Annotated in this window: 14 protein-coding genes and 1 pseudogene; 4 read left to right on the top strand and 11 right to left on the bottom strand. The window is 40.7% G+C overall.

The features are described 5' to 3' along the window. Nucleotides 1–19 precede the first annotated feature (19 nt). The 4 genes from F7734_RS08035 to F7734_RS08020 all read right to left on the bottom strand — a co-directional run bounded on the left by F7734_RS08035 (nt 20) and on the right by F7734_RS08020 (nt 5136). Nucleotides 20–355, bottom strand: a complete 336-nt coding sequence (locus F7734_RS08035; RefSeq protein ID WP_155744176.1) for a XisI protein — start codon at nt 353–355, stop codon at nt 20–22. Nucleotides 356–603: 248 nt separating this feature from the next. Next, a complete protein-coding gene (locus F7734_RS08030; RefSeq protein WP_155744175.1) occupies nt 604–1833 on the bottom strand; it encodes a DNA-processing protein DprA in 1230 nt (409 codons plus the stop codon). A gap of 15 nt (nt 1834–1848) precedes the next feature. Continuing rightward, nucleotides 1849–3936 (bottom strand): RecQ family ATP-dependent DNA helicase, encoded by a 2088-nt coding sequence (locus F7734_RS08025; protein WP_155744174.1) that lies wholly within the window; start codon nt 3934–3936, stop codon nt 1849–1851. 150 nt (nt 3937–4086) lie between these two features. After that, nucleotides 4087–5136 carry an ATP-binding protein gene (locus F7734_RS08020; RefSeq protein WP_155744173.1) on the bottom strand — a complete coding sequence of 350 codons (1050 nt, stop codon included), beginning with the start codon at nt 5134–5136 and terminating at the stop codon, nt 4087–4089. Between the two features lie 48 nt (nt 5137–5184). Here F7734_RS08020 and F7734_RS08015 point away from each other — a divergent pair. Further along, a pseudogene (locus F7734_RS08015) lies at nt 5185–5505 on the top strand (hypothetical protein); the annotation flags it as partial. Nucleotides 5506–5548: 43 nt separating this feature from the next. On the opposite strand, the gene F7734_RS08010 reads toward F7734_RS08015, so the two are convergent. From F7734_RS08010 to F7734_RS08000, 3 genes are all read right to left on the bottom strand, one after another. Next, entirely contained in the window at nt 5549–5935 is a 387-nt protein-coding gene (locus F7734_RS08010; RefSeq protein ID WP_155744172.1) for a hypothetical protein, read from the bottom strand. Nucleotides 5936–7066: 1131 nt separating this feature from the next. Continuing rightward, entirely contained in the window at nt 7067–7483 is a 417-nt protein-coding gene (locus F7734_RS08005; protein WP_155744171.1) for a hypothetical protein, read from the bottom strand. 112 nt (nt 7484–7595) lie between these two features. Continuing rightward, a complete protein-coding gene (locus F7734_RS08000) occupies nt 7596–8447 on the bottom strand; it encodes an FAD-binding domain-containing protein (RefSeq protein ID WP_155744170.1) in 852 nt (283 codons plus the stop codon). A 343-nt stretch (nt 8448–8790) separates the two neighbouring features. Here F7734_RS08000 and F7734_RS07995 point away from each other — a divergent pair, with 343 nt between their 5' ends. Next, nucleotides 8791–9483 carry a L,D-transpeptidase gene (locus F7734_RS07995; protein ID WP_347566146.1) on the top strand — a complete coding sequence of 231 codons (693 nt, stop codon included), beginning with the start codon at nt 8791–8793 and terminating at the stop codon, nt 9481–9483. A gap of 145 nt (nt 9484–9628) precedes the next feature. Continuing rightward, entirely contained in the window at nt 9629–10537 is a 909-nt protein-coding gene (locus tag F7734_RS07990; RefSeq protein WP_155744169.1) for an Rpn family recombination-promoting nuclease/putative transposase, read from the top strand. Nucleotides 10538–10631: 94 nt separating this feature from the next. On the opposite strand, the gene F7734_RS07985 is transcribed toward F7734_RS07990, so the two are convergent. Further along, the gene (locus F7734_RS07985) at nt 10632–11456 is read right to left on the bottom strand and encodes a Cof-type HAD-IIB family hydrolase (protein WP_155744168.1); all 825 of its coding nucleotides are present in this window, start codon (nt 11454–11456) and stop codon (nt 10632–10634) included. Between the two features lie 123 nt (nt 11457–11579). Between F7734_RS07985 and F7734_RS07980 the strand changes: the two genes are divergently transcribed. Beyond that, entirely contained in the window at nt 11580–12335 is a 756-nt protein-coding gene (locus F7734_RS07980) for a DeoR/GlpR family DNA-binding transcription regulator (protein WP_155744167.1), read from the top strand. Between the two features lie 11 nt (nt 12336–12346). On the opposite strand, the gene F7734_RS07975 is transcribed toward F7734_RS07980, so the two are convergent. The 3 genes from F7734_RS07975 to F7734_RS07965 all read right to left on the bottom strand — a co-directional run bounded on the left by F7734_RS07975 (nt 12347) and on the right by F7734_RS07965 (nt 15485). Continuing rightward, a complete protein-coding gene (locus F7734_RS07975; protein WP_155744166.1) occupies nt 12347–13444 on the bottom strand; it encodes a glycosyltransferase family 1 protein in 1098 nt (365 codons plus the stop codon). Nucleotides 13445–13554: 110 nt separating this feature from the next. Further along, entirely contained in the window at nt 13555–14412 is an 858-nt protein-coding gene (locus tag F7734_RS07970; protein ID WP_166481787.1) for a glycosyltransferase, read from the bottom strand. Beyond that, nucleotides 14409–15485, bottom strand: coding sequence for a glucose-1-phosphate thymidylyltransferase (locus tag F7734_RS07965; RefSeq protein ID WP_155744218.1), 1077 nt, complete (start codon nt 15483–15485; stop codon nt 14409–14411). The genes F7734_RS07970 and F7734_RS07965 overlap by 4 nt, the downstream gene beginning before the upstream one ends. Between the last annotated feature and the right edge of the window lie 78 nt (nt 15486–15563).

The raw sequence follows: 15563 nt of genomic DNA, 5'->3' as shown, positions 1-15563 counted from the left end.
CCACTTGTATCTTGAAACACTATGCTACTCCAAATCCTGTATATTCTCTTACATACGGCGCTTGGAATCCCAATACAATATCCTCTTTAGGTACTCCCATAGCCACCAACTCATGAGCAATTCGCATCTCTGTAGAATTGTGCTCTAACCAAATCTTACCATCCTTAATGTTTAGATGCATAACACAACCATGCACCCGTCGATATCCATCCCAGCCAACATTCATGACTTGATAGCGATCTTGCTGAGTATCAAAAACTGTTTGCGATTCAATTTCGCCATTAGAGATCGGTACTGCTACATATTCTGTCAGTAGCTTTTGAATGCATTCGCGATACTTCACTAATTTATCCATTGTACAATAACCTCTCTTATTAATCACATGATTACCCCCCTTAATCCCCCCTTATAAAGGGGGGAAATTGAATAGGTTATTTGAAAAGTGGTTGATTGTCATTTTAATCACATGATTACCCCCCTTAATCCCCCCTTATAAAGGGGGGAAATTGAATTTCCAATTCCCTCCCCTTTACAAGGGGAGGGTTAGGGTGGGGTAAAAATATTTAATACACCAATCGTGACTTTTCAAACATCCTCTAATGGCTATAAAAAAGAAAGCTGAGTTGCTGATTGATTCATCACATAAGTAACAGGTTTGTTTGTTTTTCTCACATGACCTTCCACAACAGCTTTGTCTAACCAATCCTGCATTTGCGATCGCCTCACATTTAAAGACTCAGCAAGTGCTTCTACATTTTGTGGTTGCTGTAGATGCTCGAGGATCAATGGCAAGACTGCTTCATATATAATGTCCTTTGTGCCATCGTCACCGTTTTGTAGGTGAGAGTGTGCGATCGCCTGAGGTATCTGTACTGGTTCATCCAAAGATGCAGATGTTGCCAAAAGTTCTTTAAAAGAAGTCTCCCAAGGTTCGGATGGAAAAGGTTTTGCCCCTTTGTCATGCAGTTGCTGATTACCTTCTGATACACTTGGATGCATCCGTACAAAAATCGGTATATCCCTAATTTTTTCCAAAGCTTCCACGGCCCCAGCCCAAGTACCCCCTTTCCCCAGCGACGAACTGACAACAAGAGCACGATCTGCTAAGGCGTAGATATACTTATTTCGTCCCATTGCATTACCAGTATTGAAACCAGCATCAGGGTCATAACTAGAAATTAAGGCAAGTCTACCTTCTTTGATACTAGTACGATACTTACCATTAACAGATGCTTTAGTCAAACTATCTGCTAGTACGCCGATGGATGTTCCCCCAGATTCCAATACACCTAACATTGCTGCTTGATCTACTCCACGCGCTCCACCAGATATCACCTGGATGTCATGAGCAAAGCAAGTTTGTGCAACCCTTTGAGTATAACTGAGACTTTCCCCATCCACATCGCGAGAACCCACAATTGCCAATCCTCCCCTTGAGAGCAATTCAATATTGCCAACACCGTAGAGAATTGCAGGTGCGGAGTGTCTCAGTCTCTGCTTGAGACGCTTGGGATAATTGGAGTCACCTCTCCCCAACACCCACAACCCCTGATTTGTCCACTTCTCCACAGCTAAACTCAGCATCGCACCCCGCTCTAGTAAAGTTAGTAACCTGTGGGGGTGAAGTTTAGGATTGGTTATTTTTTCTACAACTTCTTTTGCTGTTGGTTCCAGTAAATCTGCTGGACGCAACTGCTGCGATCGCAACCAATCAGCTAAAGAGTTATATTCACTCAAGGTGAGAGGTTGGGGTTCAAGTTGACGATTTTGCCCAAAGCTAGCACATAACAGTAAGATAGCTTGAGTATCTGACGACAGCACGTGATTTAACATGATATTTTAATCACCTCAAGCGAATGTATTCAGTGCTAGTGCTAAAGGAAAAACCTGACTGCTTCCAGCACCACGTAAAAGTGCTGCAACCACAGTAAAAGTCCAACGGGAATCTACCATATCATCTACTAAAAAAACCGAACCTCCCATACCTTCCCAAGAGTCAACCGCAAAAGCACCATCTAAATTTTTCGCTTGTTGGTAACTGTTACTCATTTGTTTTTGTAACTGAGTCGGACGAATTTTTCTCACAACTGGTCTAAAAGGAATACCTAATTTTTCAGCCAATCGTTGAGCAAAATTCGGTACAAGCTCCGGACGATTCAAAGAAGGAACACAGGTAACCCAACTAGGAAAGGGCTGAGGTTCCCAGCGTTGAATCATTTCAAAAGTACCTTGAACTAGTGTATCGTCAAAACGATTATTCTGATATTTTCCCTGCTTAACTAACTCTCCCCAACCTGAATCGCCCCAGAGGGAGAGCGCTCGTCCCTCTTCAGCTTTTAAATTATCTTTAATTTTTCCAGAAAAACCATAACTGGGAAGTGCTTGTGCGATCCACATTTTACGTGGTTCAAGAATTTGGTCGCTGCGACGCAAATACTGAATAGCTTGATTGACAAGCTCTATGGAAGGGTTGGATGGGAATAATGGTTTACCCAAGCACACAGCACATTTACCACAAGGCATAGGATTGGGATCGTCTAATTCTGCTGCAAGAAAAGACATGAGGCATTGTTGAGCTTGCATATATGCTAACATTTGAGCCTGTTCTTGACGGCGAATTTGTGTTATTGTTCTTATCTTTTCTTCATCTACCTGATAATTGATTGGGGTTGCATACCATTTTGAATCTTGTTTAATAACTGGAGCGGGAGACTCCAGAGAAAGTAGTTTTAACACTTTATCAATTTGACTTTTAGAGAGATTGAGTTGCTGTTCTATCTGGGGAACTGAAAGCCCATTATCTGCTTGGTTTAAAACATTTAGAACTTGTTGTGTATGAGCTTGTGGAGGAAAAGCTGTATTGATAAAGTAGTTAGTAATTTCATCGTCTTCATGTCCGCTAAGAAGAATCCCGTAAGCTTTTTCTACTGCTCTCCCTGCTCGTCCCACTTGTTGGTAATAATGAATAACAGAACCGGGGCGTTGGTAATGAATCACAAATCCTAAATCTGGTTTGTCAAAACCCATTCCTAAAGCAGTTGTAGCTACCAAGGCTTTGATGTCATTTTTTAGAAGTTGTTCTTCTAATGTTTCCCGAAAAGAACTTTCAATTTCACTATGGTATGATTTGGCGTTGATACCTTGCATTTTTAACCAACCAGCAACTCTGTCCGCATCTCGCACTGTTAATGTATAGATAATACCACTTCCTGGTATTTTAGGAATCTGTTCTGCTAACCATGCCATTCGTGCGGCTGGACTGGGAATAAAAATATTTTGTAAATGTAAACTTTTTCTGGTTAAAGAACCTCTGAATACACGCAAGTTGCTTCCAAGTTGAGCAATAATATCGTTTATGACTCGATTGTTCGCTGTCGCTGTGGTAGCAAGGGCTGGAATATTTGAAGGAAGTGCTTGTAAAATTCTCACAATTCTTCGATAATCAGGACGAAAATCATGTCCCCAGTCAGAAATACAGTGGGCTTCATCAACAACAAATAAACTGATTCGTTGAGAAATGGGCAAAAGCACTTTTTCTCGAAATTCATCATTTGCTAATCTTTCTGGCGAAATTAACAGAATATCTACTTCTCCTGCTAACAATTGGTTTTGTACAATTTCCCATTCTTCTGTATTACTGGAGTTGATTGTGGCTGCTTTGATACCAATACGTTGTGCGGCTGCTATTTGGTTTCGCATCAAAGCAAGCAGTGGTGAGATTAACAGCGTACAACCAGCACTTTGGTCTTTTATTAAACGCGTTGCTAGAAAATAAACTATGCTTTTACCCCAACCAGTACGTTGAACCACTAACAGACGCGATCGCTTCTCGACTATCTCTTCGATAGCTTCCCACTGACCAGAACGAAACTCGGCTGCGGGGTCATCAAGCGCTTGACGGAGAAGCAACAGTGCTTTTTGTTGATTTGAAGTCATTATAAATACTCAGTATTTGCTGTCTCTTCTGTTTTAGCATCAAAAATAACCAATACCTTTAGTAGGTTGGGTTGAGGAACGAAACCCAACATGAATTCTTGTGTTGGGTTTCGTTCCTCAACCCAACCTACGTTGATAAAGCTTTTGGCATTAACGCACCTCTATACTTTGGTTTACAGCAATAGATAATTCATCAGGCGTATACTCAACTGCACGTATATTTTCATCACGTCGGCTTAAACGAAATAGTTTTCCAACAGAACGATCCTCTGATTGAGCAACAGCTTCTGCAAATGCAGTTATACAGTCCCAACTGTGTGTTGTCGCAAATACCTGTATGTTAAGTTGTTTTGCGACTTCCAAAACAAAATGCCACATATCGGTTTGAGTTTGATAGTATAATCCTGTGTCAATTTCATCCACAAGTAAAAAACCATTTTCAACTGTGACTGCTGCTATAGCAATAGCAAGAATACGGCGCATTCCATCTCCCATACTTGTTAAGGGAATAGGATGAGAATTTCCACTTAACTTAAGTAGAATACTATAAGTAGAAGTCGGGTGACTGGTAAAACCAATTCGTTCTATAGATGGCTCTAAAATTTGTAAAGCTTCTACAACTTTGTTTTCTTTAGGAGTTAATAAAATACTATTCCATAACTCAGCCATTTCATCAAAACTTAGAGTGCTAATAGTAAGAAATTTACTGGGATAATTAGAGCTTAAAAATTGTCCATTTTGACCTCTAATAGTTCCATCACTATGAATAATTATCTGATTTTCAAGCTGTAATCCATAGGAAAAAACAATTTCAAAATTATCAGAGTTTAAAAGATAGCGATCGCTTAATTGGGGTTCAATTGCAAGTGATAATGGGTCTTTTTTTTGAGAAATTATCCGAATTGGATGGTGAGAGCTAATTTGATAACCTTGAAATATATTCTTAAGTTCTTCATTATAGATACGGAAAGGTTGATTGGATAAATTTTTATTAAACGATTTCTTTAGAGCTTCACGACTATTTAGCATTTCAATTAAAGACCGAGGAATTCCGCCCTGATTCACTAATAAATAGATAGCTTCTAGCAAACTCGTTTTGCCACTGTTATTCATACCTACGATAAGATTGACACGTGCTAAATTATCTATGTAGAAATCTTGAAAACAACGATAATTTAAAATAGTAATGTCTTGTAACATATAAGTTATGTCAAGTTATAATGTCATTATAGGAATCATAAACGATTTAATGGATACTGTGATTTTTTAATCAGTCGATCGCCAGAACAAATCGAAGTGGAAGCTCCAGTAGTGGCGATCGTTGAAGCAAAGCAAGAAAACATCAAAACCGGACTGGGACAATGTGCAGCCACAATGGTAGCAGCACAACGGTTTCATCAAAACAAACACTTATCGATTCCAGTTGTTTATGGATGTGTTAGCACGGGAACACAATGGCGGTTTCTCAAACTTGAAGACAGTACCCTAACACTCGATGTCATGGATTATCCAGTTCCACCTGTTGAACAAATTCTCGGTATGCTGGTTTGGATGATTCAGCCATTCTAGTACATTTGTTTTATAAGTGGAACTCACCTATCTACCTTGGTCATTACCTGTAGTTTTCGCAAATTTCTGCCGCTATAACACCAGCAACTGTCCCAGGTGCTGCATAACCTGTAGTTTTTCCCCTATTGGTTTGAATGTAATAATTATTTGTGCTACAATTTACTACAAAGAGCGCACGTCCAATAGTTGCAGATCTAATTTCAGCACCGCGTAAATTACCCTTTATATAAACCGATTCACTATTTATGTATATTGGACGTTGTATGTCATCATAACCGATAGTCAACCATCCTGCTTTAGCTTGAAGGGGAAAACCAAGCACAACAGCGCTAGTATTTACTAAAACTAATAGATGAATTGGCTTAAAAAATTTCATGTTGGACAAGAACCCGCATTTTACAGATGCAATGTTAGATATTAGCTCTTTCATGATTTCTGATTTGTTTCGGTTGAATTCCAACTATAGAAATCCTGTCTGATTTCTGAAAAGAATTTCAGACGAAACCTGACAAAATGAGCTTTTAAATCTTAAAAAAGACTTGCACAGACTTAACGGGAGTTTGAGGATTTCATATGTTGTAAATTCCCCAAAATATCCTTAATGAGGCTATGCATAAGCCCTGTCAAGATGTTTTCAAAATCAAATTGGAGTTCTATAATCAGAACTTCAATTTGGAAAATTAGAATTTCGGATAAGTTAGTCGATCTTTAAAAAAAATATGTAAAAATATGTAAATTTGATAAACAGATAACGAGGATGTTTTAAAAGTGGTGAGGTGAGGTATCCAAAACTTTAGATTTTAGTCGGATTTCTACCCCACCCTAACCCTCCCCTTGGAAAGGGGAGGGAATTGGAAATTCAATTTCCCCCCTTTATAAGGGGGGATTAAGGGGGGTAAATTGGTTAGAGGAAAAAAAGCGTGCGAAAATAGCCCAACAAGCGGACGTATGGTGTGGGCTTGAGCCACCTTCCCGAACTAAAGTTGCGGGGATTCTGGCTGGAAGTCGGCGTTAACTTTTCGGGAACGCTTTTTTCAGCAAAGCCTTGCTAGTGTAGCGGTTCTGATTAGGTTCCTTATTGAACACCTTAAACTCAGTATGATATAGAAATTATCGCTCCGGTGCGGGTAGACCCCAGTTGGCAAACGAAGGCGCAACAAGGATTTGATAGTTCTAAGTTTCAGCCTCGTTTGGGATAATGAAAAAGTTACTTGTCCTCAAGGGCACCAAAGTACTAATTGGTTAGAAGGACTTGACGTTAGTGGAAAGCCGTTGATTAAAGTTCGGTGAGCGTGGCTCTGTTTGCCGTTCTATACGGTTGACAGATTATACTTGGAAGGCATTGGGTATTGCTTCTGAATGCTTAGGCTTAACCCGTGCCTACTTACTGAGAACACATTGCTAGGCGTAACAATTTACCAAGTATTACACGGGAAAAGGCAGAAATTTTCACTTCATATCGATCCCGCGTATTTTAGGTGTATTCGATATATCAGGTTTATGGTGAGAACTCAGAACATAGCAAGAGCGCTTTTTGAACCCTTTTGAGGAAAATCAAAATTTATTCAAATACGTATTGTTCTGCTACTTTCCAATAACGAGAAAAGCGCTTGAGGTCAATATAACCGTCGTAGTCAAAAAATGGTTCTACCTCAAAGACTTCCAATTCTAAAGATTGTTCAATTTCGTCACAGATAGCATCAAATCGAGGACTGGGACTATCTGCTGTGACGACTTTGTTAGCATTGTGCTCTTTGGCAAAAGCTAAAACTTCTTTTGCGACATCGCCACGGCGAATGACAACAGGTAATTCCAGCAAGCATTCGTAGATAAAGGTAAGGCGCTTTAAGCCGAGTTGCCATTCTTCTATCAAAGCTTCGTCCCAAACCCAAATAGCTGGTGCGTTGGGGTATTCTTCAAGTGCGGGGTTTCGAGGGCTGAGACAGTCGCCGTGTATCCAGATGATTGGTTTAGTCATAGGATGTGTGGATTTACGAATGGTTGGTATAGCAATCCTAGTTTTACTTATTTTTTTGAACCGCAGAGGACGCAGAGAACACGGAGGTAAGAGAGCAACGCTAGATTGTGAATCACCGTCGCTTTTTCCCTTTCTGCCAACTTTGGCTGTTGGGTTGTTTGGTAAATTCTCCTTTGGGAAAAAGTTTTGCTTCTATTGCTTCATAACTTCCCTCAAAATCACAATGACCGTATAGAGGACATTGGCGACAGTAAACGCCTTCAGTGTAGCGTTCTAAATTTTCGCGGTTGAAAAAATAGGGTTTGTGACTAAAGGTGCTGGCTACCCATTGCCATGACATATTATTACTGGCTGGGTCGCCATCAAGAAGGTGTTCGAGAAACCACTTTGCACCTGCTTGCCAACGGATGCGCCGCCAATGCACCATATATGCTGCCATCCACATGCGTGCATGGTTGTGCAAATAACCAGTCTCCCGCAACTCCCGGCTAAAGCTGTCTATACAAACTCGTCCTGTGGTTCCCTGTTTAATTTCATCGGGTAGTTCGGGCGCATATTCAGCAAGAGTGTAACCAGTTTTATATTCTTCTTGGTCTTTCCAAATGCCATCACCTAGTTTGGCGTACAGCCTTTGCCAGTAATCGCGCCAACCTAATTCATTAACCAATTTTGTGGCATCATCTTGGTTTTTGACTTTTTCTAGGGCGTAGTCCTTAACTTCGCGTAAACTGAGTACACCATAGCGAAAATAGGGAGAAAGCCGAGTGACAGCACCTGTGAAAAAGTTACGTGTTTTTCCATAGCGTGCTGGATCTACTTTTTGCAGTACTTTATTGGCGGCTTTGCGTCCACCTACAGTTTTACTGACGTTGTTATCGCGTTGTGCGGCTTCAGGAAATTGTTCGCGGAGGTAGGTTACTAGTTCATCGCGGTTGCTAAACTCGCGTCGCATATCGTTAGTCATGTTTCACCAGAATTCCAGGTTAGAAAAGCCAGGTAGTTCAATGGGCGCTAGCATATTTGCCTCCGCCGCCTTTGTAATTATTATGACCGATTGATACCAGCGATCGCATTCCTTCTTGGAACTGCAAGCGCATTCAAAAGCCTTTGTAGAATAGCGCTTTAGTAGGGGCGCAAGGCATTGCGCCCCTACAAATTTTGTGAACCCATTCTGAAAAAGAACAGTTGTTAGGCTTTCACAGTATAAACTAGAAGCACTTCTAAAAACTTTTCAAACAAATTTCCTTGCGGATTTAAAATTTTCCAAACTAAACTAGCAGAGAAAGACTTCTATTTTATTAAATACTGTGAGTTGGAAAAGTTTTTACAAAAATAACCAAAGGAATATTTTTGGAATTGCCTTATTAGGAGCCAGTTTTGCCACCCTATATTTTCTTTTAGCTCGTCAGGGATTTATGGTTCCCTTTACGTCAATTCCAGAGGTACTATGTCTAACAGGGTGTCCGTCACAACAAATCTTGCACGTTCCTCCCACAGGCAAAGAATTATTGAACTACAACAAATCTCTTTCACAACTTATTAATAGTGCAAATGTTAAGGAAAAAACCTCTATTTTGATTGAAAAGTCAAAGTATCGACTCACAGTTTACTACAATCAAAAACCATTGAAATCTTACCCTGTAGTTTTCGGTGGGACTCCAACAGGAGATAAGTTACAACAAGGTGATAATCGTACTCCAGAAGGTATCCTGCGTATCAAAGATTTATACCCTCACCCGCAATGGTCAAAGTTTCTATGGTTAGATTATCCCAACCCTCAATCCTGGAGAAAACATTTCCAAGCAAAAACTCAAGGTAAAATTGCTTGGTATCAGCCTATCGGTGGCGAAGTTGGTATTCACGGTGTTCCTCAAGGTGCAGACAACATGATAGACGATCGCACGAACTGGACATTGGGATGTCCTTCTTTGAAGAACAAAGATGTAGAGGAATTATATCAGGTTGTACAAAAAGGTACATTGGTAGAAATTGTTCCTTAACTAAAGACTAATGAAGAATCAAGGATTTTAAACTCAAACAGGTGGGTTTTACCTGTATAGCGCGACTCCCAATCGCCCAGACAAAAATAAATTGAGGCTTGGCACACATCCTCCTAAAATAATAGGAATGTTTATCTAAGCTGACATGAAAACTGACTCGATTTTTTACCGTCTATTTCAAACATTCCCGGAAGCTTTTTTTGAACTTATTTCCCAGCAAAAAACGGAAGCAAGTGCTTATGATTTTGCTTCCGTGGAATTAAAACAAACAGCTTTTCGGATAGATGGGATATTTCTTCCCACTCCTAATTTAAAGGAAAAACCGATTTTCTTTGTTGAAGTTCAATTTCAGAAAGATCCTGAACTATACGCCAGGTTATTCTCGGAAATTTTTCTCTACATACGTCTTTATGCGCCAACTAAAAAGTGGCGTGCTGTTGTGATTTTTGCCAGACGTAGTATGGAACCAAAGGAAGTAGATCCATTTGTGACTTTACTGGGAAGCGAGCAAGTCACGTGTTTGTATTTAAACGAGCTAGGGGATATAGCTGAACAATCCTTGGGAGTTGGAATCATGAAGCTAGTTGTGGAGACAAAAAAACGCACTCCACGAGCAGCACAAACTTTAGTTGACAAAGCACGTACACAACTGCCCAAACACGCACAACAGCAAGTGCTAGACTTGATAGAAACAATTGTACTGTACAAACTACCACGTATTAACCGTCAGGAGTTAGCTAAAATGTTCAGAATGAGTGATTTTGACATCAAGAAGACAAGGTACTACGAGGAAGTTCGCGAAGAAGTCAAAGAGGAAGTTCGCGAAGAAGTCAAAGAGGAAGTTCGCGAAGAAGTCAAAGAGGAAGCTAAGCAGGAAGAAGCACTACAGTTAATTTTGCGTCAACTTGAACGCCGCATAGGGGGAGTCACTCAGCAATTGCAACAACGTATGGCTCGATTATCAGTAACACAACTAGAGAATTTAGCTCTTGCACTATTAGATTTTTCTAATGAATCAGATTTGCTGACTTGGCTGCAAGAGAATTCTAATTAATCTCGGTTAAAGACGTAAGAAAGCGATCGCCCGTTTTAAGCTGAAGGACAAAGTGCGGCGTTGTTTATTGATAGAGTACAGCAAAGCGGCTAAATCAGCTGGAAGCCAACGCCATTGCAACAGCACGGGCGAAACTAGTTTCTGGATTACCGGGGGAAGCCACAAAGACAGCTGATTTTTTCGCACTTGGACAAGCGTGAGACATTGCAATTCCAAGACCCGCCCAAGAGAGCAGAGGTACGTCGTTGTTACCATCGCCAAAAGCAATAACTTCACTTGGCTTGACACCATAATGCTGAGCGACGGCTGCTACTCCGACTGCCTTATTGACTTCCAAGGCTGTAAAATCTAGATTCTCTGGATCTGTTGGTATGATGTTGAGGTGTTCCTGATAGCTTGCCTTTGCAGCTTGATGTAGTTCTGAAATACGTTCGGGATCTCCACTCCAAATTATCTTCTGCGGAGCCTCATGTAGATTTTGAACAAGATTGCTGTCCTCCGTTACCGCCTCACCAGTGCGCTTCTGGTACAAATCAGTCCAAACATTCTTCTCGCTGACACGTACTCCGTCACTGTAGTAGCAGATGAGAGTCAAGCCATAAGCTAGTCCATCTGCCATTACCTGACGTGCAAGATTGGCAGGTACTAATTGCTGTTGCAGGATTGTGCCTGTTTCTGCGTCTTTGACTAATGCTCCATGACTGGACACGATGAGACCGCGCAAACCAAGCTGTTGGTGAAATTGCAATATATTCTGATGTTTGCGCCCGGAAGCCAGTACCACACGCATACCAAGGTTCCGCAATAATTGTACTGCGGCTCTGTTTTCAGAACTAATCTGTTTGTCAGGACCCAATAAAGTATCATCAAGGTCGATCGCAGCAAGCTGGTAAGTTGTTGTAGTCATCGCCTTTTTCATAGTCTTTTCTTCCGCGTACAATGGAAAGATTCAAGCAACACTGTGCGTTGAAACTTATATATCAGATTATAAACGCATAAAAACGCATTTACAAACATAAACCTGTATTAAAACGCAAAACCGATGTTGAATGCTGAAAGAAAACAGTTTATTCTGGAATCCCTACGCCGTGAAGGAAAGGTGCTTTCATCGGACTTGAGCAACCATCTGAATGTTTCAGAAGACACCATTCGTCGGGACTTACGTGATTTGGCTGAAGCTGGGCTACTGATGCGCGTACATGGAGGCGCGTTGCCCGTGTCTGGGCAAGCACTTACCTACACAGCAAGGCAAAGCCAAGCTCAAAAAGCGAAGGTAGCGATTGGAAAGGCAGCTGCGGGTTTGGTTCGTCGGGGACAGGTGGTGCTTTTGGACGGTGGTACAACGACACTACAAGTCGTAGAATATTTACCAAAAGACTTACACGCTACAATCATCACCCACAGTCCCCCAATTGCTGTAGCTTTGGTAGAAAATTCAAATATTGAAGTCATACTCCTTGGTGGAAGGCTTTTGAAAAATTCTTTGGTAGCAGTTGGGGCTGCAACTGTTGATACTTTGCGGAGTATCCGTGCCGATTTATGCCTGTTAGGTGTACGCAGCTTGCACCCAGATATGGGAATTGGTGTACTTGATCTAGAGGAAGCTTATGTCAAGCGTGCAATGATGGATAGTTCTGCTGAGGTTGTTGCGCTTGCTTCTGAGGAAAAATTGGGAACAGCCGCACCATATATTGTAGGGGCGATCGCTCAACTGACACACTTAGTGACTGAAAACACTGTTAGCGAGCAAGCCCTTCAGCCTTACAAAGCAGCTGGGATAACTATTATCCGTGCTTGAATTGCAGTAGTTTATAAATAACGCGATAAAACCTCAACTGTAGCTAGCCCTGTTTTTTCCCAACTGAATTGATTTGCCCTATGGATTCCTTCGGTAGAAAGACGCTGACGCAATTGTGAATCAGTTGCTATTAATTGCATGGCTTCGGTTATTTCCTTAACATTGTAGGGATCGATCAAAATAGCAGCATCACCAGCGACTTCTGGTAAAGAGGAAATATTAGACGTAATTACGGGCGTACCGCAAGCCATTGCTTCTAAAACTGGAAAACCAAATCCTTCCCAAAGACTGGGGAAAACTAGAGCGATCGCACCTCCGATAATTTTGGGCAAATCTTCATAGGGAACATAGTTGAGGAATTTGATTTGATGGATAACATTAAGTTCCTCAGCTAGTTTTTGTAAACTTGGAGTGTAGCGTTTATCTTGTGATCCGGCAAACCACAGTTCATAATCTTTATGATTGGGTATTGCAGCAAAAGCTGAAATGAGTCTGAGTAAGTTTTTATAGGGGTCTTGTCGCCCAAGATAAAGGAAGTAGGGACATTTTGTGGTGAGGGAAGCTTGCTCGTTAGCCTCCAAAGAAACAGGGCAAAAACGACTGGCATCATGCGCCAAGGGAATGGGAGTAATTTTGCTTTCTGGTATGCGGTAGAACTGAGCGATATCCTTGGCTGTAGAATGAGAGTTACAAACAATATGTTGTGCTTGATTGAGCACTTGAGGAATGTAATAGCGAAAATAGTATGTTAGCGGGGACGAAAGTTTGGGAAAGCGTATTGGAATGAGGTCATGAACCATGACAATAAAACGACATTTTCTATACAAAGGCGCTTCCGGTATGGGTGAAAATATCAGGTGAGATTCTAGCTTTTTATAAATTTGAGGGAGTTGAAATTGAGTCCATAGAAGGCGGTCAAAATGCCCTTTTGTACCTTGAGCGGGTGTGAGTTTTCCAGGAATTGAATAACAACTAAAATCAGGATAGTCATAGGCAGTTAATAAAGTTGGATTGAGGGTTTTTAAATAGGGAAAAAGATTTTTTGCATAGTTGCTTATACCAGTAGGCTGGGAAAAAACAACTGATAGATTAATTAATAATTTGCTCATTTAAGATTGCGATCGGTTTTGACAAAAATTTAGTAGGGTGGGCACTACAGGGAGCACGAGGCAGAGCCTCCCAGACTGCATTCCCAGGCTCCGCCTGGGAACGAGAGTGGTTAATGAAGGGTGTTACTCACCATTCGCCTAAAATACATCAAAACTCCTGAAAATTTACCAAATGCAACTTGAGGCTTGACAATTATTAAAACTATAGCGTAAGCAAGCAGACGGATTAATCGCAGTACTAGAATCAAATTATTTGTATATTTCTCTAAAGTCATTAAATAACTATAAGTACTGTGTTTTATTTTTCTAAAAATGTATTTATTGGTAATTGAAGAAGGTTGATGAATCACACCAAATCGCTTAGTGACTGCAATAATATGTCCTTGAAGTGCATATCTTTTGCATAAGTCAAAATCTTCATAATAGAGAAAGTAAGCCCTGTCAAATTGAGGAACATTATCAAATTTCCGAAGATTGACAATTAGGCTGCAACCTGATACCCAATTACAGGTTACATACTCTGTTTCTGTATGTGTTAATAAATCTTGAGTGGCGATCGTCCCGGTAGCAGGAGTAAAGCATCCACCTGCAAACCAAATTTCTCCTGTGGGAGTATGAATAATCGTACCAAGAATTGATATTTCGGGATTTGACTCAAAGAACGAGCGAACTTTGTCTAAAGGGTTTTCTGATAAATAAGCATCTGGATTTATAATCCACACAATCCCTTGAGGGTCTTGCTCGTAAATCCATTTCAAACCTACATTACAAGCATGACCAAAACCCAGATTATGAGTTGACTCAAAAATCACTACAAATTCATTTTCGAGTTGTTTGATAGAATTATCATCAGGAGAATTGTTAATGATTATAATCTTGTATTCACACTGTTCAGTATCTGGTAAAGAACTAATTAACTTCTTAACAAGAGGAGTAGAATAATAGTTAATTGTTAAAAAATAAATCACGTTAATTCTATTTGACTGTCATCACCAATGAGAAATCGTAAAGCTTTTGGATGGCGGGGTGTAGCACTCAACAGTGCTCGTTGTCCGATCGCGCTATCAATAATACGTTGATGAATGCCCACTATTTTAGCACCTTCCAACAAAACACTGTGTTCCACATCTGTCTCAATGAGGGTACAGTCGTTAGCAATGCTAGTGTAAGGACCAATAAAACAGTTGTCTATATAACAATTGTTACCAATGACAACTGGTCCACGAATTGTACAGTTGATGATTTTAGAGCCACTCCCAATTTTCACCCGTCCAATAATTTGGCTTTGGGTATCAATTTCTCCTAAAATAGAAGTCTTTAAGTAAGTATCGAGAATCAGCCGATTAGCTTCTAGTAAATCATCCTTTTTCCCAGTATCCAACCACCAACCTTCCAATTGACAAGCTACCACGTGTTTTTGATTGTCAATCAGACATTGAATAGCATCAGTGATTTCTAATTCGCCTCTTGCAGAAGGTTTGATATTAGCGATCGCATCATGAATCACGTGAGAAAAGAAATAAACACCAACCAAAGCCAGATTGGAAGGAGGGTCTTTTGGTTTTTCAATCAGCTCTACCACTCGCCCTGTTTCATCAACCCTAGCCACTCCAAAAGCACTGGGGTTAGTAACTTCACGTAAAAGAATCAAAGCGTCTTGCTGATTTTGAGTAAAAAGTTGTAGAAAATGGCTTAAATCGCCTTGTTGAATTAAGTTATCCCCCAAATACATCAGAAATGGAGAATCTTCCAGAAACGGATGAGCAACTTGAACTGCATGAGCAAGCCCTGCAGGTCGATCTTGTAAGATATAGGTGATATTTGCTCCGAAAAGTTCCCCATTTCCGGTTTTGGCTTTAACTTCTCCTCCCGTTTCCGGGCTGATAATGATGCCAATATCCGTCAACCCAGCACTGACCATTTCTTCAATGCCGTACCATAATATTGGTTTATTTGCAACCGGTACTAGTTGTTTTGCTCCCGTATAAGTGAGAGGTCGTAGACGCGTACCTTTACCGCCTGAGAGAATCAATGCTTTCATAGTCATTTGTCATTTGTCATTTGTCATTTGTCATTTGTCAGTCTTCCATGAGCCATTAGCCATTAGCCATTAGCCATT

This window comes from Scytonema sp. UIC 10036 (assembly GCF_009725235.1).
The sequence above is the reverse complement of the archived record's forward strand: the minus strand, read 5'-3'. Positions and strand labels throughout refer to the sequence as shown.